Raw genomic sequence first — 24,694 nt, 5'->3', positions numbered from 1 at the left:
CGTCGGAAGGCCCGAACAACTGGGCTCAGTCTGCGATCTCGGCGAGCGCACGACGGAAGAACTCGGGTTGCGCCAAGGCGGCGCGATGGATCTCGGCGTTGTAGTAGTGTGTGTCGAAGGCCTTACGAGCAGCGTGTTCGGCACGAAAATCCTCGAGCGACAGGTCGGTGCCCGCCATCGTCGCGCTCCACCAGCCGGACGGATAGATCGCTTGGGGGAAAAAGAGCGTGCGGGTGTCGCGGAAGCCGGCGCTGCGCATCGCGGCATGCATCTCGGCCAGGATGCGCATGTGATACAGCGGGGATTCACTCTGCTGAACCAGGATGCCGCCCGAGCCCAAGGCGCGGCGGCAGTCGGCATAGAAGTCGCTGGTGAAGAGACCGACCGCGGGCCCGACGGGGTCCGTACTGTCGACGATGATGATGTCCAGACTGCCCGCATCCGCCTCCTGGATCCAGCGCACCCCGTCTTCGAACAAGAGGTGCGCGCGGGCATCCCCGTTGGAGGCCGTGAGCTCCGGAAAAAACATCTCGGCGAGACGCGTCACCCGCTCGTCGATGTCGATCTGAACCGCCTGCTCCACACCTGGGTGCTTCAACACCTCGCGTAAGGTGCCGCAGTCGCCGCCCCCGATGATGCAGACACGCTTGGGATCGGGATGCGTGAAGAGCGCCGGGTGCGACATCATCTCGTGATAGAGAAAGTTGTCGCGGGTCGAGAGCATGGTGCAGCCGTCGATCACCATGAGATTGCCGAAGCCCTCGGTCTCGTAGATCTCGATGTGCTGATAGGGGCTTTGCTCCTCGTGGAGCTTCGAGGAGATCCGCAGCGAGAAGGCGGCGCCGTCCGCGGCGGCGACCTCGGAGAACCAGGTGTTGGGATCGAGCATGAGGGGAGCGTCCTGAATGGAATGGGCCGCCATTATCTTAGAGACGGCCCCGGGCCGCGAGTCCCGATTCAGGCGGGCATCCACGCAGGGCTGTTGCTCAACGCCGAAGGCACACGGGATACGCGGCCTATTTGGGGAATCGGTCGTCCAGGTTCGCCGGGCACAGAACGTCGCGCATGATGCCGATGAGGTCGAGCAGTTGATCGTTGCGGATCCGATAATAGATCCGGTTGGCCTCTTTGCGGGCGACGACGATGTTCTTGTTGCGCAGCTGCTCCAAGTGCTGGGAAATGTTGCTTTGCGAGGTCCCGGTGCGGTCGACGATCTCGCCGACGGAGAGCTCCTTGTCGCCGAGCGAGCAGAGGATCTTCCATCGCAGAGGATGGGCCATCGCCTTCAGGGCATTGGCGGTCAGGGTCGTGTTCTCATCGTCTTCGGGGGTCTCGGGGACCATCGGTTCACTCATGCTTGCTCCTCCCTAGGGGCTTCAATCTTATCGTGTCGTTCCTGATACCCCTGTCGGCACGGCACTCGCGTTCCTGTTCTCCTCGACCCGCACATAACCGGTCATATCCTTGGCGATGCAGATGATATCGCTGATCCGCCCTTCGGTATCCTTCACTGCGGTGCGCGAGAAGAGGATCGGCACTCGGCGCCCGTCGCGAGCGATGAATCGGGCCTCGATCCGGCTCAGGGCTCCGGTTCGGATCAGCGCCTCCAGCCAGGTTCCCATAAAGGCGCCGGCCTCGGCGTCGCCTTCCTCCTCGAAAACGTCTCCGATCGACATGCCGCGCAGATCGTCCCCGCGGTAGCCAAGCATCTTCCATGCTGCCGGATTGGTGTGTTTGATGGTGCCGCTCGGATCCAAGACCAAGAGCGCTTCGCCCATATGCGTGATGATGTTCTCCAGGTATTGCCGTGCCTCGGCGAGCTCGCTCGTGCGTTCCGCGACCGTCTGCTCCAGTGTGCGGTTGAGCTCGCGCTCCTTTTCGATCAGCCTGAAGTAGGTGCTGATCTTGTTGATCAGAAGGTTGTCGTCGATCGGTTTGAGCAGATAGTCGACGGCGCCGACGGCGAATCCACGTTGCTGAAACTCTTCCGATTTGAAGGCTGCGGTCAGGAAGATGATCGGGATATCGCGCGTGCGCTTGCGCAATTTGAGCATGGACGCGGTCTCGAAGCCGTCCATCTCGGGCATCTGGACATCGAGGATGATGAGGTCGATGTCCGGGTGCCGATGAGTCAGGTCGATGGCGTCCTGCCCCGAGGTGGCCTCGAGGACCTCGACATCCATTTCGCTCTCGATCAAGGTTCGAAGCGTGAAGAGATTATGCGCGTGGTCGTCGACGATCAGCAGCTTGAAGCCGGCGTAGCGGGTCATGTCGTCTGCCCTTGTACACCCGGAGCCGCAGCGGGCTGGACTCGGCGGGTCAAACGATCGGCTCGCGGATCACTGCGGATGTCTCCGGAGCACGTCTATCCGGCAGCACCTCGGCAAGCAGCGCCGTGAGTTGATCGGGATCGATGGGTTTTGATAGAAACTCGACGGCGCCCGCACCCAAGCAGTCGGCAACCCGGGTCTTGGCCGATCGATCGCCGAGCACGGCAACGGCCGGGTGAGGCCCCGTATTTCGGCTCAACAGTGTCCGAATCGTAGCACAGGTCATTTCGTCGGACACCCCGGCGGCCAGCAGCACCAGCTCGCAGCCTTCGCCCTCGTCCTGCAGTGTCTCGAGTGCCTCGTCCAGATCTGCTGCGGTTTGAACACGCAGGTCGCGCCGCGACAGCTCGGAGGCGAGCTGAACGAGGGTTTTGACGTCGCGCTCGACGATCAGGACCCAGCCGCCGCTCGCGCCTGCGCCGGCACCCCGTGCCGAGGTCGGGCGCAGCGCACCGGGTGAGTCCTCGGGCGGAAGCGGCGTGACGTGCGGGCTCGCGGGAGCGGCCGGGGAGACCGCGTCGGGCTCGACGGCAACGGCAGCGAGCGGCATGAAGAGGGTGAAGCAGGCGCCGGCCCCCGGTGCGCTTTCGACCTCGATACGTCCGCCGAGCAACAGGGCCAGCTCGCGGCTGATCGAAAGTCCCAGGCCGGTGCCGCCGTAGCGACGGCGCGTCGAGCCGTCGGCCTGCTGGAAGGCCTCGAAGATGATCTCCTGTTTGTCGTGCGGGATTCCGATTCCGGTGTCGGCGACGCTCAGCGCGACCTGCCGTCGGGGATCCTCTCCCGCTTCGACCGCCAGGGTGATGCGACCCTGCTCGGTGAACTTCACGGCGTTGGAGAGAAAGTTCTTGAGGATCTGTCGCAGCTTGTCGCGGTCCGTATAGACCTGCGTCGCGGCGAGCGGGTCGATAGCGAGATCGAGCACGACGGGTTTTTCCGACACCATGGGCTCGACCAGCTCGATCAGCTCTTCCAGCATCGGACGCAGCTCGACCCAGTCGGACGTCACGGCGACATGCCCGGCCTCGATCCGCGAAATATCCAGGATGTTGTCGATCATGGTCCGCAGGTCGCGTCCGGCCTCGTGGATGACCTGCGCTTGGCGTCGCTGTCCGGGATTAAGTCCGCCGGTCTCGGCGGCCAACATCTTCGAGAGCAGGAGGATCGAGTTCAGCGGCGTGCGCAGCTCATGGCTGACGTTGGCCAGAAACTCGGATTTGTAGCGGTTGGATCGCTCCAGCTCGCGGGTATGGGCTTGCGCCGCCTGCAGGTGCTCGGCGTGGGTCTGGGCCAGCGCAGTGAGCTGCTCGCCGAGTTCGCGGATCTCGCGCGGCCCGCGCCAACTGAAGCGCAGCGGCCGACCGTCGCGCAGCACCTGTCCGATGCCGCCCCGGAGCTCTTCGCCGAAATGCTCGGCACGTGCCGCGATCCATCGCGCCAGCACCATCACCACCAGGACCAGAAGGAAGATGATCGAGAGCACGCGTACGATCAGGGCGTCGCGAAACTCCTCGATCGGCGAGGGGTCCACCGCCCGACCCACCCAGAGCGGCACCCCGTCCTCGGTCAGGAACATGGGCACCCAGAGCAACTGGCGACCTTGACGGCCCTTCCAAACGGCGAGGGTGCCGCCGGTAAAGATCTCGGCCAAGCCGGGGAAGGCGTCGAAGGCCTCGGGCTGGCCGCTTGCCGGCTGACCGGGACGCAGATAGCTGCCGTCGTGATTCACCCAAAGCGTGTCCCGATAGAACTGGGCCAACCCGCCGACATCGATGGTCATGACCACGACGCCCCGTGGGTCCTCCGGCTTCTCCCCGCCGATCCGGCTGACCAGGCTCAGGGTCATGAGCTGGCGCGGATCCTCGACGCCCGCCGAGGGGTCGATGCGGATGCGGCTCACCATCACCGCGCCGGATTGCAGATCGAGCCCCGCGGTCAGGAATTCGCGATTCGGGACCTGCGGGGGCGCGGCGGTCGGTCGCCATTCCTGCGTGCGGGCATCGCGAGCCAGCCAGAAACGTTCCTGAGCGTCGTCGCCGACGAAGAGGATCTGGATGATGTCGCGTTGATCGGCGACGATCTGATTGATCCAGGCGGTGTAGCGCGCGCGACCGACATCGATCTGATCCGCATCGCCCTGCTCACCGAGGATCAGGCCGGGCTCGGGCAGCTTCGAGAGCAGCCGGATCATCTCGTGACGACTGGCCAGGTGCTGGTCGAGGTCGCGAAAGTCGGCACGTAGGTTCTGCAGATAGGCGCGCTGGTAGAACATCGCGGTGCGATCCAGCACCAGCGGGAGGTTGATCAGCACGGCCAACACCAGCGGGGTCAGGCCGAAGATCAGGAGGAAGATCAGGATGTAGGCGCGCAGCTTCACGCTGCGCGAGGTCTCCGAGTCGGGCGCCGGCGAGGGCGAGTCCGACCCCGAGCCGGCCGCGGCTTCCGGATCGACCGAGGAGATCGGGTCTCTCTGCTCGGTCGGCGGCGAGAGCATCTCGATGGCCGCTCCCGGTTGCCTGTCAGAGTGACTGGACCAGTTCCAGGACTTGGGCGGCATGACCCTTGGGTTTGACGTCGTAGAGCGCGTGTCGGATCACGCCGCCCTTGTCGACGATGAAGGTCGAGCGGACGATCCCCATGCGCTTCTCGCCGTGCGCCTCCTTCTCGCGCCACACGCCGTAAGCCTCGCACGCCTCGCCCTCGGTATCGGCGAGCAGTTGAACGGTCAAACCGTATTTGTCGCGGAAGGCGCCGTGACTGGTGCAGGTGTCGCGGCTGATGCCCACGACATCGGTCTCGGCGGCGTCGAAGTCGGCTTGCAGGTCCGTGAAGTCGAGCGCCTCCATCGTGCAGCCCGGTGTGTCGTCCTTCGGGTAAAAGTAAATCACCAGATTGCGTTGCCCGAGGAGCCGATCGAGGCTCACCCGCCCCATATCTGCATTGGGGAGTGTGAAGGCGGGCGCGTGATCGCCAGGTTGCAGCATCGCGAAGGGCTCCGGGTGGTCGAGCGGATTGATGGATGTCAGGGCGGAATTTAGGCACCCTCGGACGGCGCGTCAACCGCCTTGCTACTGCGCAGCACATGAGCAGGACCGAGCTCGAGCGGCGGCAAGCGAACGCTCGCGACCGTGCCGCCGCCGCGACGCGCGCCCAGATGCAGCTCCATCTGGTTCGACAAGGCGAGCTGGTAAGCCACAGCAAGGCCCAAGCCCGTACCGCCGGTCAGACGGCTGCGCGAGGTTTCGAGGCGGTAATAGGGACGAAAGACCGCATCACGCTCGGCTTCCGGGATCCCCGGCCCGCGATCGAGCACGAAGAGTACGGGCGTCGCTGTCTCGCAGTCGAGATGGATCTCGACCAGGTCTTGACTGTAGCGCAGGGCGTTTTCGAGCAGATTGCTCAGGATGCGGCGCAACGCCAAGGCGTCGACGCGATAGCGGCACGATCGAGTGCGCTGCCAGATCACCCGCGGTCGACCGGCGGCCAGGTCGTCGATCAAGGCAGTGAGGTCGACCTCCTTGCGATGTCCTGTCTCGAGGCTTTTTCCGAAGTCGATGGCCTGGTTAATGAGCGCGTTCATCTCCTCGATGTCGCGCTCCATCCGGGCGACGAGCGCCGGCGCGCTGCCGCGCGGCAGCATCTCCACGGCGAGACGCAGGCGCGTCAGCGGTGTGCGCAGATCGTGCGAGATCCCGGCCAGCAGCAGGGTACGGTTCGCGATCAGCTCGCGGATGCGTCGACTGGCGGCATTGAACTGACGTGCAAGGTTTGCGAGCTCTTTGGGGCCACTTTCGGATAAGACGGCAGGCGAGTAGCCGAGCGCGACCTGCTCGGCGGCCTTGGCGAGCCGGTTGAGCGGCTGGGTGATGCGCCCCGCCAGGATCAGCGCGCTGCCGACGATCAAGAACATCGCCACGCCGATGATGACGGACAGGCCCTCGATCGGTCGGGTCTCGACCCGACTGCGAGGGAACCCCGCCCAGACCGTTTCCCCGCTCGCGTCCAGGGCGACCCAGAACCATCGCTCGCTGTTGGCGATACTGGTCACGATCTCCACCTCGCCGCCGAGTCGTTCTTCCAGGGCGCGTTTGAGTTGGCCGATATAAGGGAAAAAAAACAGGTTGACGTCCGTGAGCGGACGCTCCTCGGCGAGTCGGATCTGGTACTCCCGCGCCAGCCTGGAGCGATAATCGTCACGCATCTCCGCCGGGAGCTGACGCAGGGTCCGAGCCGAGAGCACCATGATGCTCGCCAGGTCCGACGCGGAGCGCTGCGCGACCGGCGTCAGCGCGTAGGAGCTGATGACCCAGAAGGTGATGAGGCCGAACAGGCCGAAGGTGAAGACCAAGGTCAGCAGCGCGCGCCCGAACAGGCTTGCCGGGATCAGCTTGGCAATGAGCTTCATGCGTCCCCGGCGGGCGTGAACATGTAGCCCTTGCCCCAGATGGTGCGGATATAGCGGGGTCGCTTGGTATCGGGCTCGATCTTGGCGCGCAGGCGCGCGATCTGCACGTCGATGCTGCGATCGAACGGCGAGCGCTCGTAGCCCTTGAGCAGGTCGAGCAGCAGATCGCGATCCAGGACGCGATCCGGATGCTCGGCAAGGATCCGCAGCAGCTCGAGCTCCCCCGAGGTGAGCACGACGGACTCGTCCCCGCGTCGCAGCTCGCGTTGGCCAAGGTCGAGTCGATAGGGTCCGAATCGGATGACGCCGTCGTCCTCGCGGGGCTCGGGTGGCGCGCTTGGGGCTCGGCGGCGCAACACAGCACGGATGCGCGCCAGAAGCTCGCGCGGATTGAAGGGTTTGGGCATGTAGTCGTCGGCGCCGACCTCCAAGCCGACGATCCGGTCGATGTCGCCGCCGCGGGCCGACAGCATGATGATCGGGATATCCGCACGCGCGCGTAGTCGCCGTGCCAGACTCAGTCCATCCTCGCCCGGGAGCATCAGGTCGAGGATCACCAGGTCCGTCTCATGCTCCGCCAGCCAGGCATCCATCGCCACGCCGTCCTCCGCTCCGGCCACGCTGAATCCTTCTCCTGCGAGATATTCGCCGAGCAGGGCGCGCAAGGCCAAATCATCGTCGACGACCAAGATCTGAATCGGTGTATCGGGCATCTCGGCAAGGTCTCGTTCAGTCTGGGTCGAGGGGTCGTAACAACTTGTAACAACATTAGAGCTGACTGAAATACTCTATTGATGCCTTGCGCGCAAGATAGAGCCCAACGCTTAGGTCCTGGTCGAGTCCGTCTCGATCATCGGCTCTGCGGATCTTTGGAGCAGTCATCCGACGGATAGAGGGGACACGCATGAGCTTCGATGCACTGACGATCACGGGTCTGATCGCGGCTATTCTCTGCGCCGGCTTTCTGATCGCGCTCATCAACCGCGACGATGCCGGTACAACTCGTCCTTCACGCATACGCGGCGCCGACAAGGCCGATGGAACCGACTGCCGGTCCTGAGTCGGAGCCGCACACAGGCAGCAAGCCAGTTAGGTCGCCACGGCAGCTACACACCCTGCCGTCGCGATCTTTTTTTGTCTGCGATTCCGTCATAGGATCGCCCGACCTCTCCGCCGACAACCTGCCCGACACCATGCCCAGACTCTCTCCGTTGCAGTGGCTGCTTTTTGCCGTGTTCTTGTTCTTCTACGGCTTTACGATCTTTGCGGTCACGCGCGACTACTACATCCGCCACGCCGTGCGCCCTGGCGTCGCCGCGGCGCCGGCCGCTCCGCACGGGATGCCGCCTCAGACCGCTCCGCGTCCGGCGCCGACCGCGATCCCGCAGAGCATCACCGAGACCAACCCCGATCTCCTGGCCCAACAGGCCGACGCGCTCTTCGTGGAGCGCCGCTACAGCGAGGCCGTGCCCGTCTATCGCCGTCTCCTCGAGCTCAGGCCGGACGATGTCGAGGCCCACAACGATCTCGGATTGGCGCTGCATTACATGGGCGATACCGAGGGCGCTCTGACCCGGTTGCGAGCCGGCGCGGCCAAGGATGCGGCGCACCAGCGCATCTGGCTGACCCTCGGCTTCGTAAGCCTGCAGGCCGGCGATGCGGCGGAGGCGCGCAGGGCGCTCGAGCACGCCCGTGATCTTGGTGCCGACACGGGTGTCGGTCAGGAGGCGACCCGGTTGTTGGACCTCATCGAGGAGCAGTAATCCGAATCGACGCTCTTCGGCGCGGCGGCCAAGGTCAGCTGTCGGACCCGACCCCGCCACGCGCATGAGCCCGCTCGGCGAGCGCAACCGTGTAATGCGCACCTTGCTTGAGCTTGGCGTAATTGCCGAAGACCTCGGCCAAATTGCGTTTCATGTATTGGCGCAGCCCGTTGATGGTCACCAGATAAAGACGACCGCCCGGGCGCAAGCGGGCGTGCGCGTCGTGCAGCAGGAGCGCGAGCAGCTCCTTACCCACTTTCGCCGGGATGTTGCTCGCGATCAGGTCGAACCGCAGCTCCGGGTCGACCTGATCGAATCCGTTGCTGAGCTGCGCGCGTGCGTTCTCCAGGCGATTGAGCCTGATGTTGCGCGTCGCGTAATCCACTGCCACGAAGTCCTTGTCGACCATCAGGGTTCGACCCTGCGGGGCAAGTGTTGCCATCGCCAAGCCGATCGCTCCGTAGCCGCAGCCGAGATCGAAGCAATCGTCGTCCGGTCGGACCTGCAGATGCGCCAGCAGCAGACGGGTGCCTTCGTCGATCTCGCGCGGCGAGAAGAGACCCCAAGTGCTGTGAAGCGTCAGGGCGCATCCGCCGAGTTCGGCATTGAAGACGATGTCTCGACGAAGGGCGGCAAGTTGTTCGGGTGTGAGCACGTGGGTTAGGCCTGCTGGAATGCGACGAGGATGGAACAAGGAGCGAGACGGCGTCTGCAACGACCTGGTCTGCGGTGGGGTGAAGCGCAAGGGGTTCGACGAACCCGGCGTTGAACTCAAAACTAAAGCATCGACTCAGTCGCTTCTCAAATCCTTAAACCGCGTCGTCTCCAAGTCATCCGGGCTGAGCCGCGCGTCTCATCTCACGCCTCGGTCCGGCCCGCACCTCGGACGCGGTTTGAGCTATCCTGAAGCCCGATCGGCTACACTGCAAGTCCTGCATCGCCAATCCGGAGGTCCGTGAGCCGCATGTCCGATCCGGGTGGAAGTCTAGATATTCGATTGACGCCGTCTTCGGGTGGTCTCCACTGCACGATCGCCTCGACGCGTCCGGTCGCGGCCGCGTCGGCCTTCTCCGGGCGCACGCCCGAGGAGACGATGGCGCGCCTGCCGCTGCTTTTCTCGATCTGCGCCCGCGCCCAAGCCGGCGCCTGTGCTGCGGCATTCGAGCAGGCGTCCGGGGTGTTGCCGAGTCCGCGTATCCGAGGACGGCGCGAGGCGGCGATTGCAGCGGAGACAATTCGCGAGCACCTGTGGCGAATCCTGCTCGATTGGCCACCGATCTTGGGTGAGCCGCCGAGTCGTGACGAGATGGCGGCGGTCCTTGCCTTGTCGAATCGTATCCTCGCGCGGCTCGACCCCGCCGGCGATCTGTTCAGCGCCGGAGTGAGCGCGGCGTCGGGTCAAACCCCCGGCCTCGATGTCCTGCTCACCGATCTGACCGATCTGCTGACGCAAAAGGTTTTCGGGGTCACGCCCGAGCACTGGTTGAACCTGATCGGCGATCCTTCGGGCTTCGAACGCTGGTGCCGCAAGACAGAGACATTGGCGGCTCGCCTATTGCGCTCCCTGCTGGAATCGGGAGAGGCGTCGCTTGGACAGACCCCGATCACCGCGCTGCCGAGGCTCTCCGAGGAGGATCTGATCGCGCGGATGAGTGATCCGGATTGGGCCGATTTCGTCGCACGTCCGACCTGGGAGGGCCAACCCCGCGAGACCAGCCCCTTCACGCGCGTTCATCCCCTGCCGCTCATCGAGGTCTACGGGGCGGGTCTCTTCGTTCGCCTTGCCGCTCAACTTGCGGACGTCGCAACCGGTTTGCGGCAGCTGAGCCGCAGTTCCGCGGGGAGCGCCGCCACGCAGCCGAGGGTCGCGAGCGGCAACGGGATCGGGCTCGGGCGGGTCTTCGCGGCACGCGGTCTTCTGGCTCATGTCGTCCAGGTCGAGGACGGCCGGGTCCGCGAGTATCGAATCCTTGCGCCGACGGAGTGGAATTTTCACCCGCGCGGCGTCGTGGCCCGCGCGCTGGAGAGTTTGCCGTCCGGCCCCGAGGAGCAGTTGCGTCGACAGGCCGAGCTTCTGATCATGGCGATCGATCCCTGCGTGGCCTTCAAGCTCACCTGTTGAAACGCGCCCCGCGCGCCATGCGAGGTTCTCGTTCAGGCGCAGTGTGGGGGCGAGTCTGATACCCTTGTGGATGGCGCGTTTTAAGATTTTTAATTTATTGATATAAAACGTGTTCAAACCGCGACCAGTGCGGTCTGCGATGTTTTTGGATGGGATTGACCCCGGCAGACTTGACCACCGTTGGAGCCGGCGCGGATTAGCCGCGGTTCCGGTTGACGACGGGGTTGGCCCCGAATCTCCGCGCCTGTTGATCACCCCGGACGCGTTTTATCCTGCGAGGTCTTTTGTCCATGTGTCTTGCCATTCCCGCACGCATCACCTCGATCGATGTCGCCGCCGATACTGCGAAGGTTGCGCTCGGACCCGTCTGCAAAGAGATCTCGTTGGCCCTGATCGAGGACGCGGCCGTCGGCGATTATGTTCTGGTCCATGTGGGCTACGCCCTGAACAAGATCAGCGAAGAGGAGGCGCAGCGCACGCTCGAGATCATCGCCGAGATGGGGCTGCTCGAGGAAGAGTTGGAGCGCGAGCCCGGGCCGACGTCGAGCGTCCAGGCAACCGGGGGCCAACGTTGAAATACATCGATGAGTTCCGCGACAAAGGGCTCGCCCGCCGGCTCGCCGAGACGATCGCCGCCGAGGCGCATCCCGGGCGCGACTATCGCCTCATGGAGTTCTGCGGCGGTCACACACACGCCATCTTCCGCTACGGCGTGCAGCACCTGATGCCGCCGAACCTGCGTTTCATTCATGGCCCGGGCTGTCCGGTCTGCGTGCTGCCCATGGCCCGGATCGACCATGCGATCGCGCTCGCCACGCAGCACGACGTCACGCTCTGTACCTACGGCGACCTGATGCGCGTGCCCGCGAGCGAGCGCAAGAGTCTCCTCAAGGCCAAAGCCGAGGGCGCGGACATCCGCATGATTTACTCCACCCGGGATGTGCTGCGGATCGCGCGCGAGAACCCCGATCGGCAGGTCGTCTTCTTCGCCATCGGCTTCGAGACCACCACGCCGCCCACCGCCGTCGCCGTGAAGAGCGCGCGCGCCGAGGGGCTGACCAACTTCTCGGTCTTCTGCAACCATGTGCTGACCCCGTCGGCGCTGCAGACGATCCTGAGCAGCGCCGGACCCGACGGGGTGCAGCTCGACGGCATCCTCGGCCCATCCCATGTCAGTACGCTCATCGGTAGCCGGCCCTATCGCTTCGTGCCCGAGCAGTTCGGCGTGCCCGTCGTCATCGCCGGTTTCGAGCCTCTCGATGTGATGCAGTCCGCCTTGATGTTGGTGAGGCAGCTCAACGAAGGGCGTTGCGAGGTCGAGAACCAGTACACCCGTGCGGTGAGCGAGGAGGGCAACCGCAAGGCGCAGGCCCTGATCGAGGAGGTCTTTCGGATCCGCCCCGAGTTCGAATGGCGCGGGCTCGGCTTCCTCCCGAACAGCGCCTTGGCGCTGGCCGACGCCTACGCGGACCTGGATGCCGAGGAGCGCTTTCCGGTGGAGATCGCCCCCGCAAAAGAGATCAAGGGCTGCGAGTGCCCGGCCATCCTGCGCGGCGTGAAGACACCGACCGAGTGCAAGCTCTTCGGCAACCCCTGTACCCCGGACAACCCCATGGGCTCCTGCATGGTGTCCTCCGAGGGCGCCTGTGCGGCCTATTGGAGCTACGGGCGGTTCAGGGCTGCCAGCGCCGCCAGCCGCCAGCCGCCAGCCAGAGGTTGAAAGCCGAAGCTGATAGCTGATAGCTGATAGCAGGAGGCAGGAGGCTTCCCCTGGCTGACCCAGTCGTCTCACCACGAGGTTTCAGAATGACATCCGATCGGCGCTTTCCCGTGCGACTCGATCTCAAGAAGGGCGCCGTGGACATGAGCCATGGCTCCGGCGGGCGCGCGATGGCTCAACTGATCGGCGAGCTCTTTCAGCGGTATCTCGACCATGAACTCCTGACGCTGGGCAACGACCAGGCGCTCTTCACCCCGCCGCCCGGTCGTCTGGTGATGAGCACCGACGGTCATGTGATCTCGCCGCTCTTCTTCCCGGGCGGCGACATCGGCTCGCTCGCCGTGCACGGCACCATCAACGATGTTGCCATGTCCGGCGCCCGGCCGCTCTATCTGGCCGCCGGCTTTATCCTGGAGGAAGGATTCCTGCTCGGCGATCTGGCCCGTATCGTGGAGAGCATGGCGCAAGCCGCGAATGCCGCGGGCGTGCCGGTGGTGACGGGCGACACCAAGGTGGTGGAGCGCGGCAAGGGCGACGGGGTCTTCATCACCACCACCGGGATCGGCGTGGTCCCGGAGGGCATCCTGATCTCGGGCGATCGCGCCCAGCCGGGCGATGTGATCCTGGTCAGCGGGAGCCTGGGCGACCACGGTGTGGCCATCCTCTCCAAGCGCGAGAATCTCGGCTTCGAGACCGAGATCCGCTCCGACAGTGCCGCTCTGCATGAGCTGGTCGCCGCCATGATCGCGGCTGTTTCGGACATCCACTGTCTGCGCGACCCCACCCGCGGCGGCTTGGCGACGACGCTCAACGAGCTGGCCCAGCAGTCGGGCGTCGGCATGCAGATTCGCGAGGACGCCATCCCGGTTCGCCCCGAGGTGGCCGCCGCCTGCGAGCTGCTCGGACTCGACCCGCTCTATGTCGCCAACGAGGGTAAGCTGATCGCCATCTGCCCGCCCGATCAGGCCCTGCGTCTACTCGATGCCATGCAAGCCCATCCGCTCGGGATGGAATCGGCCATCATCGGCGAGGTCGTCGAGGACCCGCATCGCTTCGTGCAGATGGAGACCGGTTTCGGCGGAAGCCGAATCGTCGATTGGCTTGCCGGCGAGCAGTTGCCGCGGATCTGCTGAGCTAAACCGCGTCCGGCGGGACAGGCACCGATCGGCCGATGTCCCGGACGTTGTACGACTCGACTGCGTCGCAGCTGACGCGGTTTAGAACGAACAAGGAGATTCGAATGATCGATCTGAGCTGGATCGAGGCCCATCAGGGCCTGCTGCTGTCCTTGGCCGGACTTTCAGTCCTGGTGTTCGTCGGATCTCTGATCTCCTTGCCGTTTCTCTTGGCGCGGATCCCGGAGGATTATTTCGTGGACCCGCAACGGCATTCAGCGCGGATGCAGAGCCTCCATCCGGTCGCCTATCTGAGCCTGCGGTTGCTCAAGAATCTGGTCGGCTGGGTCTTGGTCCTGGCTGGCATCCTGATGCTGGTGCTGCCCGGTCAGGGGATCCTCACCATGATGATGGGCCTGGTGCTGAGCGACTTTCCCGGTAAGTACGCGCTCGAGCGCCGACTCGCGAGTAACCGGCGCGTCCTGAACGGAATCAATTGGATTCGCCGACGCGGCGGTCATGTCCCACTCATGCCGCCGCAAATCTGACACCGCGTCACCTTGATCCTCTTGTTTTCGGACCTCTCCATCGCACCGGAGACAATGTCCGGCGGGCGTTTTCACAAGCCCGACCGGTAGGACGAGCGAGAGCGCAGTCCACCGAACGCCACGCCGGCGCTGGTGGACTGCGCTACGCTTGTCCTACGTCCACTCCACTCAACGGCTCCCATCGGCAACGTAGCGGGGTTTATGAGCGAGGCCGGCCCGGTCTTGCTGGAACAGCGCGGGCAGCGGCGTACGCGTGCGCCCTGCGGGAAGAAAGACCTCGGTCAACGTCTAAACTTAAACCGTGCCAGCTCCGAGAGTCGTCGCAGCTGGCGCGGCCAAGCCATTCCAACACATGACGTATACTTCAACGGGCGCGGTTTAAGACGAAAGCGACTCGAATCAACGCCGATAGAGGCTTCACCCTTGGCGAGGACCCCCGATCCGGAGACCTGTTCGCGGCTTGATGCACCCTTCGCCGTCGGCGACTGGGAGGTCCATCCACGCTCCAACGAGATTCATCGCGGGACCAGGAGGGTCAAGCTCGAGCCGAAGGTCATGCAGGTCCTCTGTTTTCTCGCCTCGCGGCCGGGCGCCGTGGTCTCGCGCGAGGAGTTGGAGGCGCAGGCATGGTCCGGGATGGTCGTGACCTACGATGCGGTGACCAGCGCCATCATCAAGCTGCGCAAGGCACTGGGCGATGAGGCCCGTCACCCGCACTACATCGAGACACTCTCCAAGAGCGGCTACCGCCTGATTGCCGAGGTCCGCGACGCGGTGCCCGATGAGCCGAATCTCCCCGTCGGACGTGCCGCGCAAACCCGATCGTCGATCGCCTTTCGCGTCTTGATTCCGTTCGTCGCGCTCCTGTTGATCGGTCTCTGGCTTCTCCTCCCGAACGGTGGCGATCCAACGCTGTCCGACGGCGGCGGCACGGTTCCGGCACCGGCACAGACCCCCGGAATCGCGGTGCTACCCTTCGTCAACCTAGGCGCCGTTCCCGAGCAGGACTACTTCGCCGACGGGATCACCGAAGACCTGATGACCGATCTGTCGCAGCTCTCGGGTCTCTGGGTGGTCGCCCGCAATTCCGCCTTTGCCTATCGGGGCAGCACCGAAGACGAGCGTACGATCGCCCGCGAGCTTGGCACCGACTATGTCCTTAAAGGCAGCGTTCAACGCTCCGCGGATCGGATTCGGATCAACGTGCGGCTCGTCGATGGTTTGCGCGGCAGCAATCTTTGGGCGGAACGCTATGACCGGCGGGTCGATGACCTTTTCGCGCTGCAGGACGAGATCGCGGCCAGCATCCTCTCGGCGATCGAGGTCGAGATTGCCCCGAGCGATCGCGCGAGGTTGGGTCGCAGTCACGTCCCGAGCATCGAGGCTTACGATGCCTTTCTGCGCGGACTCGACCACCATGGAAGACGTTCGCTCCAGGATACCCAAATGGCGATCGATCACTACCGCCGAGCAATTGCCATCGACCCGGAATTCGCCCGTGCCTATGCCGGCCTCGCACTGGTCTATGGGCGCGATGCGTTCGACGGATGGGACCTCGGTGCGGAGGACGGGCTCGCGAAGGCGGAAGAGTTGATCGCCAAAGCGAGGTCGCTTGATCCGATGGTCCCTCAAATCCATTTCGTCCAAGGCCAGATCGAGCTGTTTCGGCGCCACTATGCCGCCGCCATGCGCAGCGCCGAGAAGGCGATCGCGATCAAGCCCAACTATGCCGATGCCCATGCGCTGCTGGCCTGGATCCTTCACTTCGCAGGTCGAGCCGACGACGGATGGGTCAGCATGGAGCGTGCGGTCCGTCTGAATCCCCGCGTGCCGGCAATCTACCGACTCGTGCGCGGGGCGCTCCACTACGAGAACGGCGACATCGACCGGGCCTTGGCCGATTTCGAGGCCGCCGTCGAGATGAGTCCGAGTTTTCAATTGAGTCGCGTCTGGCTCGCGGCGGCTTATGCCGCGGCCGATCGACCTGGGGATGCCGAGTGGGAGACCCGCGAGATCCTTGCGCTGGACCCGGCCTTCTCCGTGTCCCATGTCCGACGCGCCTTTCCGATCAAGGATCCGATCTATCGCGATCGTTTCCTGGAGGATCTGCGGCGCGCCGGACTGCCGGACTGAGCGCCGTACCCGAATCGCCGCCATCATCCGAATCGTTGCGCCCGCACAACCACACCGGCGGTCGCCGCTTGCGCCGTCAATCGGCTGCGGTGACCTTCCGCTCGAGAGGCCGCTCGTCCAGCCGACTCCACTCCGCCATCGAGCCGTCATAGAGTCGCGACTGTGCATTGCCCAGAAGCTCGCTCGAGACGAACCACCCGAGCGCCGAATTGTGGCCGGTGTTGCAGAAGGCGATCTGCGGGGCCTCCGGGTCGATCTCCGCCAAGACCGTCAAGCGACGCAACGACTCGGGCGAACGCAGCGTGCCCCCGTTGTCGAGCGTCAGCCACTCGATCGGCAGGTTGCGGGCGCCCGCCAGTGTGCCCGGCTTTTGCGTCTTGCCGTTGCGCGTGATGCCGAGATACTCGTCGGCACGGCGATAGTCGACCAAGACGACGCCATCGGCCGCGGCTGTTGCCACCTGCTCGTGGTCCGCGATCATCTCGTGCCGCATCCGGGAGGTGAATTCCTTCGGCACATGTATCGCCGTGCCCGTCTCGAGCGGCCGGGACTTGTCAGCGGCATAGCCACGGGTCCCGCCGTTCAGGATAGATACCCGATCGTGACCCAAGAGCTTGAAAGTCCAATAGACCCGCGTCGCGGCCGACATACTCTTGGCGTTCTCGCCCAGCGGCGCGACCACGACATGCGTGGTCCCGTCGATGCCCATTGCGCCGATGAGGCGCTCGAGCTCGTCGACGGGCGGCAGCATACCGGGCACGGTTCCCTTCTTGGCCCGCCAGCCTCCCTTGACATAGTCGGTATGCATCGCGCAGGGGATGTGGCCGAGTAAGTATTCCGATCGCGACTCGCCGTCGATCTTCTTGCTGCGGATGTCCAGCACGCGTACATCCTCCAGGCAGCTGTTCTCCGCGATCCAGGCCGCATCGACCAAGGCTCCCGGCGCCTGCGCCCAGGTCGAACCGAGCCATAGTGCGAGAAAAAATCCGGTGTAGATGCGTTTCATCGCCTTGCCCTCTCGTGATCCTCGAACGAAGAACCCGAGCGCCTTGCCCGGGCTATAGGGTATGTGTAGCAGCCCGATCAAAACGACGGCCGGCGACAAAACGACCTTTTGACGACGCTTCGACGACGCCGGACCTGATCGACGCGAGGATCCCTATACTGTTGGAAAATCAATGAAATCGGATGTCCGCTATGCCCCGTCATATCGCCTACCCTTCTTTGCTCGTCGTGCGCATCCGGCTCATGCTCCTGTGGCTCGCGCTCTTTTGGCTTGCAGCTCCGTCCGTCGTCTCGGCGAGTGACTTCGATGATTCGGTGCTCGCGCACGTCGCCTATCCGGGCTGGTTCAAGGAGAGTTTCCTGGATCTGCGCGACGACCTTGCAGATGCACAGGCGGAGGGTAAAGAGGGGATCATGGTGCTGTTTACGACCGAGGGCTGTTCCTACTGCGCGCAGTTCATCCGCAGGACCCTCGGCGACGAGGCCATCGCCGCCGAGGTCAGATCCCGGTTCGATGTGATCGGATTGGAGATGTTCAGCGATGCGGAGATGGTCGGCCCGGGCGGGGAACCGATGCGTGTGAAGGAGTTCGCCGAGCGCGAGGGAGCCGGGTTCGCGCCGACCCTACTCTTCTACGCCACGAACGGTGAGCTCCTGTATCGCGCGATCGGCTATCGAGACCCGGAGCGCTTCGGGCTGGTGCTGGACTACCTGGAGGGCGCCTATGATCGGGGGCAGTCCTTTCGCGATTTCCTTGCCGAGCGCGCGAGCGAGTCCGAGACGGCGCGATCGACCTACCGCTTGGCCCCCGATCCGCGCTTCGGTGCTCCCCCCTATGCCTTGGATCGCAGCCGCATCGCGGCCCGGCAACCCTTGCTCGTGATCTTCGAGACCGACGGTTGCGCCGGGTGCGAGGTCTTTCACACCGAGGTACTGGCGCTGCCCCAGGTACGCCGGCTGTTGGAGGGTTTCGAGATCGTCCGGCTCGATGCCGGAGACGCCGAGACATCTGTGCTGGCGCCCGACGGGACACGGACGACGCCGGCGGCGTGGTACGCCGCGTCGGGGTTGTCGCACCTCCCCGCGCTGCTCTTCTTCGAGGAGAACGGGCGCGAAGTCCTGCGGACCGACGCCTTGGTCCTGCCTCGGAGGATGGTGAATTCGCTGCTCTACACCCTTGAGCGCGCGTACGAAAAACAGTGGACCTATCAGCGTTTCGCCCGTTCGAAGGCCCTCGAGCAGCGTTTGCCGCAACCGGAGCCATCGGGGGGCGAGGTGCCGTAGACCCGGTTGATTGCCTCGGCCGCTCGGCCTGTCGGACGGGCTGCTCGCCCTCGCTTCAGCGGCGGGTTGTCGCTCGGGTGCTCGAAGGACTCACCGATGGCCCGCAAGCGATGCCGTTCAGGCGGAGAACTTGTACATCACCTCGGTTACCCGACCGCGCCAGTAGGGCCTGCGCCCCTCCGGCAGGATCCAGGCGACCTCGGCCTGCACCGGGATCCGCATCTCGCTGCGTTCCTTGTAGTCCGAGAAGCTGGCCTCCCAGGGCGTTTGGACCATCTTTCCGTTCAGCGCGCGGTAACGCCCGCTCGCGCGCACGCCGCCGATCAGACCGGCCTCGTCGAAGTCGAAGACGAGCGACACACTCAGATCGCCGTCGGCGAGCGTGGCACGGGCCGAGCGATCGTCGATCGGCTCCCAAACCACCCCTTGGCTCGGCAGGAGCTTGGTCGGGTACAGGGGGGCCTCGGCGAGGAAGCGCATCAGCTCGGCATGTGTCAGCTCCGGGCTGCTCGGAACCTTCATGACCGGAAACAGGCCGAAGAGCGCGGCCTGCAACACGCCCGTGCCGGCAATATAAGCATCGAGCACGAAGACCTTGGTCGCCGGGGCGATGCGCACCCGGGCGTCCCAATGGAACCCCGGACGCTGCATGACCACCGATTGGGTCGCCATCGCGGGGGACCATTTGCCCCGAGCACGCCCGAGGTCGATCTCGCCTTCGAGCCCCAGCTCTGCAGCTGAGATGATGGGTTGGCCGTCCTTCAAGCTCGCGAGAAAGTAGCGTTGCACGGGCGCGGGCAGCCCTTCCAGCTCGCTCGAGTCATAGGTGTTGGGGATGATCCTGCCGCGGCCGGCCTCGAGACGTGATTGCAGCCGTGTCGTGCCGGCCTGCCACCGGGTGACCCCGAAGAGCAGAACGGCCGTAGGCATGATGACGAGCGCGAGCAACAACAGGAAAACCAGGTTCAGCCACATGTGCGATTCTCTGTTCCGGGGGTCTGCTAAACCGCGCCCAGCGCGGTATGGGATGTTTTTTGGATGGGATCGGCCCCGGCAGACGTGACGACCGCTGGAGCCGGCGCTCGGGACGATTCCCCGACATTATTCAAGGTGATCGTTGATCCGTCCACCGATCCGATAGGGAGCGGTTTGGCAACGCCGCACGCACAGGGTATCGTTCACTCGTCATGGACACACTCGCCCGCGTCACCGATCTCAGCCGCCGCTTCGGAGCCCGTCGGGCCTTGTGCGGTCTCGATCTCGAGCTGCGGCAGGGCGAGGTGCTGGGTCTGCTCGGGCCGAACGGGGCCGGCAAGACGACCTGTCTGCGCCTGCTGAGCGGGACACTTGCGCCGAGCGGTGGCCGGGTCGAGATCCTGGACATCGATCTTGCGCGGCACCCGGTCGCGGCAAAGCGGCATCTGGGCTATCTGCCGGAGCGCCCGCCGCTTTATCCCGAGCTGCGCGTGGACGAGTATCTGCGCCACTGCGCCAGGTTACATCGGGTTCCGCGCGCCGATGTGGCCGATGCGGTGGATCGGGCGAAGCAGCGTTGCGGGCTCGACGCGGTCGGTCGCACGCTCATCGCCAAGCTCTCCAAGGGTTTTCGCCAGCGGCTCGGGATTGCCCAAGCGATCCTGCATCGCCCGAAGCTCCTGATCCTCGACGAGCCGACCGAGGGGCTCGATCCGTTCCAGATCCGCGAGGTCCGCGGCTTGATTCGCGAGCTGTCGCGCGACTGCGGGATCATCCTCTCGAGCCACATCTTGTCGGAGGTCCAGGCGGTCTGCGATCGTGTCCTGGTGCTCCATCAAGGCCGGATGCTGCGCAGCGACCGGTTCGGCGCGCTCGGTCCGACCGCGCTCTGGCGGGTGCGCCTGCGCCCGAGGGGCGATTCCGGTGTCTGTTCGGGTGCCGAGCGACTCGAGCGCATCGCCTGCGTCGAGGCCGCGATCGCACTGGATAAGGACCGATTTCGGGTGATCTTGGCCGAGGGCGCCGAGTCCGCCGATCTGGCCCGTCAGATCCTGACCGCCGGGTTGGATCTCTGCGAGCTGGGTCCGGAGCCCCCGGACCTGGCGCGCGTCTTCTTCGATCTGATCGGCGCGGGAGGGACGGCATGATCGGCGTGATCGCGGGTCGCGAGCTGCGCAGCGCGCTGGTGTCGCCTTTGCCCTGGATCTTGCTCGGCGGCGCTCAGCTCGTGCTCGCCTGGATCTTTCTGAAGGTGGTCGACGACTTCACGGGTCTGGGGGCCGACGAGCGGGTCGCGAGTCTGACTGTGGAGCTGGCGCTGAACCTGTTCGGATTTGGCGCGGTGATCCTCATGCTCGCGGTGCCCTTGATGGCCATGCGGATGTTCAGCGGGGAGTTTCGCGACGGCAGTTTCGAGCTGGTGGCCGCCGCGCCGGTGCGTGCCGGCGAGCTGGTGGCGGGGAAGTTTCTCGCGCTGACGCTCCTGATGACGCCGCTCTGTCTGCTGCCGGTCCTCAACATTGCGCTGCTCGCCGGCAATGCCGAGCTGGAGCCGGGTCAGATGGCTGCGGCCACGCTCGGGCTTTGGCTGGTCGGCACGATGTTCTGCGCCGTGGGGCTCTATGCCTCGAGCCTGAGCGCTCAAACGGGTGCATCCGTCATCGCGGCCTTCTCGATCCTGCTGGTCTTTTCCGTCATCGGCCGGGTCGAGACGCTGGGTGCGCATGATCTCTCGCTCTTCGGCTGGCTCTCTTGGAACGAGCATCTCTTCTGGTTTCTGCTCGGGGCCGTGCGTTTGAGCGATCTGGCCTATCTGCTCGGATTCACGGGTTTCTTTCTGGCCCTGACCCACCGTCGACTCGCGAACCGGGTTCTGCGGTGAAACGCATCCTGCCATTCGCGACGGCGCAGCTGCGACGCCTCGAGCGCCCGCTCGCGGATGCGCTGTTCCTCGTGCTTCTGCTCGCCGTACTGATCGCGGGCGGCTGGTTGATCGCACGCCATGACCGCTATTGGGACTGGACCGCCGTCGGCGCCAACACCCTGACGCCCGAGAGTCTGGCCATCCTTGCCCGACTCGACGGCCCGCTGCGCGCCACCGTCTTCGCTGACCCCGCGAGTCCGCTCGGCAAGGGGATCGAGCGGCTGCTGGCGCGCTATCGACAGGCACAGCCCGGCATGCTGATCGAGGTCGTGGACCCCCAGCTCTTCCCGGAGCGCGCGCGCGATGCGGAGGTGACGCTGATCGGCCAGATCGTGCTCGACTATCGCGGGCGACGCGAAATCGTCGCGAAGGTCGGCGAGCGGGCGATCAGTGCCGCCATCGCCCGGCTCGGTGCCGGCCGCATCCCCTGGGTCGCCGTGATCGAGGGTCACGGCGAGCGCGCCATCCAGGGCGAGGCGGGGCTGGACCTCGGGCGTCTGGGTCGCGAGCTGTCGGAGCGCGGATTTCTCGCGCGTCCGCTCGATCTCGGCCGGGTCGAGGAAGTACCGATCAACACTCGGATCTTGGTGCTCTCCACGCCGCGCATCACGCTCTTTCCGGGTGTCGTCGAGCGCCTGATCCAGTATCTGGATCGGGGCGGTCATCTGCTCTGGCTACTGGATCCCGGAACGCTCAACGGGCTCGAGCCCCTGGTCGATTATCTGGGGCTGAGCATTCTGCCCGGCACTGTCGTGGACGCGGACGCCGCCGCCTTGGGTGTCGCAACCCCGGCCGTCGCGGTCATCACCGAGTATCCGGAGCACCCCTTCTCGGCCGATCTCGACGTCCCGGCCCTGCTGCCGGGCAGCATCGCCTTCGCGACCGAGTCCGCTCCCGGATGGATGCTGGACACCTATCTGGCGACCGGCGCGCGGAGCTGGAACGAGATCGGTCGGCTCGATGGGCTCATCGACCGCGACGAGATTATCGGGGAACAGGCCGGTCCGCTCCCGGTCCTCCTGGCCCTGAGTCGTCCGGTGCCGGAGGATGGCCGCGAGCAGCGCGTCCTGGTGGTCGGCGACGGCGACTTCGCGAGCAACGCCCAGATCGGCGCCTACGGGAATCGGGCGCTCGCGCTTGCCCTGCTGGCTTGGCTGAGCGACCCGGGCGATCTCACCTTGCTCCCGCCCGATCCGCTCGGGCCGGACGCGCTCGTCCTCGACGAGCAGCAACGGCTGCGCGTCGGGCTGGGGTCGCTGGTCATCTTCCCCGCGCTCTTCCTTTTGATCGGGCTCGGTATCCGCTGGCTGCGCTGGAGAGGGACATGATGGCGCGCTGGATCCTCAACCTGGTCCTGATCCTCGTCCTCTCGGCACTCGCCTGGGCGATTCGTCACGAGCTCGCCGTCACGCAAGCCCCGGCGAGATTGGCCGGCTCGGGTGCGCCCGAGCCGCACCTGATCGAGATTGTCCGCGAGGGCGAGCCGACCATCGCGCTCGAGCGTCTCGCCTCCGGCTGGCGGATACGCTCGCCCTGGGACGTGGATGCCGACCCGGACCGCGTCGCTGCCTTGTTGACGATCCGCGACGCGCCGCTCCTGCGCAGCGTCCCGGCGCAGGCCGCCGCGCTCGATGCGCTGGGTCTGGACCCGGTCAAGCTGCGTCTGCGCCTGGACACGACCGACATCGCGATGGGCGGGCTGGACCCGATCGAGCAATGGCGCTATGTCGCGAGCGACGATCTGGTCCACCTCATCCCGGACCGCTTCCAGCATCTGCTGATCGCGCCGCCGATCGACTATGTGGCGCGCGGGCCGCTCCCGCGCGATCTCGGGCCTGTCTTCGCCACGCACGAGACCGTCCCGCTGAGCAGCGAGACCTTGGGCCGTCTCGAGAGCCTGGTCGCCGAGCGCATCGAGCCCTTGATCGGCAAGCCGACCGGTACGCTGCTCGAGCTGAGCGCGTCGGACGGGACGCGGGTGCGCTATCGGGTGTCGGAGGACGGTCGCCGTTGGACGCGACCGGATCTGAGGCTGACCTACGTGCTTGGCGAGCCCGCCGAGCTGATCGAGGATCCGAGCGCGATCGACCCGACCCCGCCGGTCTCGGTTGCGGCGCCTATCTCCGAGCAGGACGCCGTGACGACGAACTCCACCTGGCCCGAGCCCGCGTCGAGTCCGGAAGCAGACGTCTTCGCCCCGGACCCCGAGTGGCGCGAATCGCCGGGTACGCTGGATTCCCTGATGGACCCGGACGCGCCACTCTCCGGTGAGCTCCCGCTCGGCTCGCCGCCGGAGGTCCGTCTGCGCCCGCATGATGTGCTTCGCGAGGAGGTGCTGACTCGGGACGGTGTCGAGCAGGAGGGTTTCGGGGTCGAGGCGGGTCGAGACCTCCCCGAGGGCTTTGGTCTGGATCCCTTCGCCCCGGATCCTGCCGATGCGGGTCCCGTGCATGCGGATCCCGATCCGTCGAGGGGGCAACCCTGATGCCCGAGCTTCCGGAGGTCGAGACCACGCTCCGCGGCATCCGCCCCTACCTCGAGGGCAGTCGCATCGAGCGTCTGATCGTGCGTGATCCGAGGCTGCGTCGACCGATTCCGCCCGAGACTGCGGAGCGCGTGGCCGGTCAGACGGTGCGCTCATTGTCGAGACGCAGCAAATATCTCCTGATCGGCTTGGACCAGGGCAGTTTGCTCATCCATCTGGGGATGTCCGGCAGCCTGCGGGTGGTCCCCGCGGACAGTCCGCCGAAGAAACACGACCACCTCGACCTGGTGCTCTCCGACGGGCGTTGTCTTCGGTTTCACGACCCGCGCCGCTTCGGTCTTTTTTTGTGGCTTCCGGAGACGCCCGAGCTTGCCGAGGCCCATCATCCGCTGCTGTGCGACCTGGGTCCCGAGCCGCTGGGGACGGCGTTCGACGGCGATCATCTCCATCGTTTGAGCCGAGAACGACGGGTCGCCGTGAAGATCTTCCTGATGGATGCCTCCGTCGTCGTCGGGGTCGGGAACATCTATGCGAACGAGTCGCTCTTCCTGGCCGGCATTCATCCCGCTCGCGCCTGTCATCGGATCGGCCTGGAGCGCTACCGTCGTCTCGCCGAGGTGATCCGCGGCGTGCTCGAAGCCTCCATTAGGCAGGGCGGCACGACCCTGCGCGACTTCGTCCAAGAGGACGGCAACCCCGGCTATTTCGCCCAGTCCCTGCGGGTCTACGGCCGCACCGGCGAGCCCTGCGTCGCCTGTGGCGCGCCGATCCGCCAGCGACGCATCGGGCAGCGCTCGAGTTTTTATTGCGTGCACTGCCAACACTGATCCGCTCGCGGTGACGCCGCGAGCACTCGCCGTTGAATCTGCCCGCCCGGTGCGTGCC

24 protein-coding genes are annotated in these 24,694 nt (G+C 65.4%); 14 read left to right on the top strand and 10 right to left on the bottom strand.

Annotation, left to right across the window (positions count from 1 at the left end; translation table 11 throughout):
- Positions 1-25 precede the first annotated feature (25 nt).
- From speE to B4N44_RS17485, 7 genes are all read right to left on the bottom strand, one after another.
- Positions 26-889 carry a polyamine aminopropyltransferase gene (speE, locus tag B4N44_RS17515; protein WP_296703631.1) on the bottom strand — a complete coding sequence of 288 codons (864 nt, stop codon included), beginning with the start codon at positions 887-889 and terminating at the stop codon, positions 26-28.
- A gap of 127 nt (positions 890-1,016) precedes the next feature.
- Positions 1,017-1,355, bottom strand: a complete 339-nt coding sequence (locus B4N44_RS17510) for an ArsR/SmtB family transcription factor (protein ID WP_120796752.1) — start codon at positions 1,353-1,355, stop codon at positions 1,017-1,019.
- Between the two features lie 27 nt (positions 1,356-1,382).
- The gene (locus B4N44_RS17505) at positions 1,383-2,270 is read right to left on the bottom strand and encodes a response regulator (protein ID WP_296703627.1); all 888 of its coding nucleotides are present in this window, start codon (positions 2,268-2,270) and stop codon (positions 1,383-1,385) included.
- Positions 2,271-2,319: 49 nt separating this feature from the next.
- On the bottom strand, positions 2,320-4,707 hold the full coding sequence (locus B4N44_RS17500; RefSeq protein ID WP_296703672.1) for an ATP-binding response regulator: 2,388 nt from the start codon (positions 4,705-4,707) through the stop codon (positions 2,320-2,322).
- Positions 4,708-4,849: 142 nt separating this feature from the next.
- Complete coding sequence (locus B4N44_RS17495; protein WP_296703623.1) at positions 4,850-5,314, bottom strand: peroxiredoxin; 465 nt, start codon at positions 5,312-5,314, stop codon at positions 4,850-4,852.
- 50 nt (positions 5,315-5,364) lie between these two features.
- Entirely contained in the window at positions 5,365-6,735 is a 1,371-nt protein-coding gene (locus tag B4N44_RS17490; protein ID WP_296703621.1) for an ATP-binding protein, read from the bottom strand.
- Positions 6,732-7,448: a response regulator gene (locus B4N44_RS17485; RefSeq protein WP_296703618.1), complete on the bottom strand. Its 717-nt coding sequence runs from the start codon at positions 7,446-7,448 to the stop codon at positions 6,732-6,734. The genes B4N44_RS17490 and B4N44_RS17485 overlap by 4 nt, the downstream gene beginning before the upstream one ends.
- Before the next feature lie 191 nt (positions 7,449-7,639).
- Between B4N44_RS17485 and B4N44_RS17480 the strand changes: the two genes are divergently transcribed.
- Complete coding sequence (locus B4N44_RS17480; RefSeq protein ID WP_296703615.1) at positions 7,640-7,795, top strand: hypothetical protein; 156 nt, start codon at positions 7,640-7,642, stop codon at positions 7,793-7,795.
- A 133-nt stretch (positions 7,796-7,928) separates the two neighbouring features.
- Complete coding sequence (locus tag B4N44_RS17475; protein ID WP_296703612.1) at positions 7,929-8,498, top strand: tetratricopeptide repeat protein; 570 nt, start codon at positions 7,929-7,931, stop codon at positions 8,496-8,498.
- Positions 8,499-8,532: 34 nt separating this feature from the next.
- Here B4N44_RS17475 and B4N44_RS17470 read toward each other — a convergent pair whose 3' ends face one another.
- The gene (locus tag B4N44_RS17470) at positions 8,533-9,153 is read right to left on the bottom strand and encodes a class I SAM-dependent methyltransferase (protein WP_296703609.1); all 621 of its coding nucleotides are present in this window, start codon (positions 9,151-9,153) and stop codon (positions 8,533-8,535) included.
- A 309-nt stretch (positions 9,154-9,462) separates the two neighbouring features.
- On the opposite strand from B4N44_RS17470, the gene B4N44_RS17465 reads away from it, so the two are divergent.
- The 6 genes from B4N44_RS17465 to B4N44_RS17440 all read left to right on the top strand — a co-directional run bounded on the left by B4N44_RS17465 (position 9,463) and on the right by B4N44_RS17440 (position 16,136).
- Positions 9,463-10,620 carry a nickel-dependent hydrogenase large subunit gene (locus B4N44_RS17465; RefSeq protein ID WP_296703606.1) on the top strand — a complete coding sequence of 386 codons (1,158 nt, stop codon included), beginning with the start codon at positions 9,463-9,465 and terminating at the stop codon, positions 10,618-10,620.
- Positions 10,621-10,910: 290 nt separating this feature from the next.
- The gene (locus tag B4N44_RS17460; protein WP_296703603.1) at positions 10,911-11,195 is read left to right on the top strand and encodes a HypC/HybG/HupF family hydrogenase formation chaperone; all 285 of its coding nucleotides are present in this window, start codon (positions 10,911-10,913) and stop codon (positions 11,193-11,195) included.
- Positions 11,192-12,340 (top strand): hydrogenase formation protein HypD, encoded by a 1,149-nt coding sequence (gene hypD, locus B4N44_RS17455; RefSeq protein WP_296703599.1) that lies wholly within the window; start codon positions 11,192-11,194, stop codon positions 12,338-12,340. Before B4N44_RS17460 ends, hypD begins: the two co-directional genes overlap by 4 nt.
- Before the next feature lie 86 nt (positions 12,341-12,426).
- Complete coding sequence (gene hypE, locus B4N44_RS17450) at positions 12,427-13,473, top strand: hydrogenase expression/formation protein HypE (RefSeq protein WP_296703596.1); 1,047 nt, start codon at positions 12,427-12,429, stop codon at positions 13,471-13,473.
- A gap of 107 nt (positions 13,474-13,580) precedes the next feature.
- The gene (locus tag B4N44_RS17445) at positions 13,581-14,003 is read left to right on the top strand and encodes a PGPGW domain-containing protein (protein WP_296703593.1); all 423 of its coding nucleotides are present in this window, start codon (positions 13,581-13,583) and stop codon (positions 14,001-14,003) included.
- 423 nt (positions 14,004-14,426) lie between these two features.
- Positions 14,427-16,136 carry a winged helix-turn-helix domain-containing tetratricopeptide repeat protein gene (locus B4N44_RS17440; protein ID WP_296703588.1) on the top strand — a complete coding sequence of 570 codons (1,710 nt, stop codon included), beginning with the start codon at positions 14,427-14,429 and terminating at the stop codon, positions 16,134-16,136.
- Positions 16,137-16,212: 76 nt separating this feature from the next.
- On the opposite strand, the gene B4N44_RS17435 is transcribed toward B4N44_RS17440, so the two are convergent.
- Positions 16,213-17,142 (bottom strand): sulfurtransferase, encoded by a 930-nt coding sequence (locus tag B4N44_RS17435; protein ID WP_296703585.1) that lies wholly within the window; start codon positions 17,140-17,142, stop codon positions 16,213-16,215.
- Between the two features lie 191 nt (positions 17,143-17,333).
- Between B4N44_RS17435 and B4N44_RS17430 the strand changes: the two genes are divergently transcribed.
- The gene (locus B4N44_RS17430; RefSeq protein WP_296703582.1) at positions 17,334-18,425 is read left to right on the top strand and encodes a thioredoxin family protein; all 1,092 of its coding nucleotides are present in this window, start codon (positions 17,334-17,336) and stop codon (positions 18,423-18,425) included.
- A 117-nt stretch (positions 18,426-18,542) separates the two neighbouring features.
- On the opposite strand, the gene B4N44_RS17425 is transcribed toward B4N44_RS17430, so the two are convergent.
- Positions 18,543-19,400, bottom strand: coding sequence for a DUF6920 family protein (locus B4N44_RS17425; RefSeq protein WP_296703579.1), 858 nt, complete (start codon positions 19,398-19,400; stop codon positions 18,543-18,545).
- A 212-nt stretch (positions 19,401-19,612) separates the two neighbouring features.
- Between B4N44_RS17425 and B4N44_RS17420 the strand changes: the two genes are divergently transcribed.
- The 5 genes from B4N44_RS17420 to mutM are packed head-to-tail and all read left to right on the top strand — an operon-like array spanning position 19,613 to position 24,636.
- A complete protein-coding gene (locus tag B4N44_RS17420) occupies positions 19,613-20,548 on the top strand; it encodes an ABC transporter ATP-binding protein (RefSeq protein WP_296703575.1) in 936 nt (311 codons plus the stop codon).
- A complete protein-coding gene (locus tag B4N44_RS17415; RefSeq protein ID WP_296703572.1) occupies positions 20,545-21,282 on the top strand; it encodes an ABC transporter permease in 738 nt (245 codons plus the stop codon). Before B4N44_RS17420 ends, B4N44_RS17415 begins: the two co-directional genes overlap by 4 nt.
- Positions 21,279-22,652, top strand: a complete 1,374-nt coding sequence (locus B4N44_RS17410; protein WP_296703569.1) for a GldG family protein — start codon at positions 21,279-21,281, stop codon at positions 22,650-22,652. The genes B4N44_RS17415 and B4N44_RS17410 overlap by 4 nt, the downstream gene beginning before the upstream one ends.
- A complete protein-coding gene (locus B4N44_RS17405) occupies positions 22,649-23,809 on the top strand; it encodes a hypothetical protein (protein ID WP_296703567.1) in 1,161 nt (386 codons plus the stop codon). The genes B4N44_RS17410 and B4N44_RS17405 overlap by 4 nt, the downstream gene beginning before the upstream one ends.
- Positions 23,809-24,636 carry a bifunctional DNA-formamidopyrimidine glycosylase/DNA-(apurinic or apyrimidinic site) lyase gene (mutM, locus tag B4N44_RS17400; RefSeq protein WP_296703564.1) on the top strand — a complete coding sequence of 276 codons (828 nt, stop codon included), beginning with the start codon at positions 23,809-23,811 and terminating at the stop codon, positions 24,634-24,636. The genes B4N44_RS17405 and mutM overlap by 1 nt, the downstream gene beginning before the upstream one ends.
- Positions 24,637-24,694: the final 58 nt, after the last annotated feature.

Source organism: Thiocapsa sp. UBA6158 (assembly GCF_002423035.1).
Lineage (GTDB): Bacteria > Pseudomonadota > Gammaproteobacteria > Chromatiales > Chromatiaceae > Thiocapsa.
The sequence above is the reverse complement of the archived record's forward strand: the minus strand, read 5'-3'. Positions and strand labels throughout refer to the sequence as shown.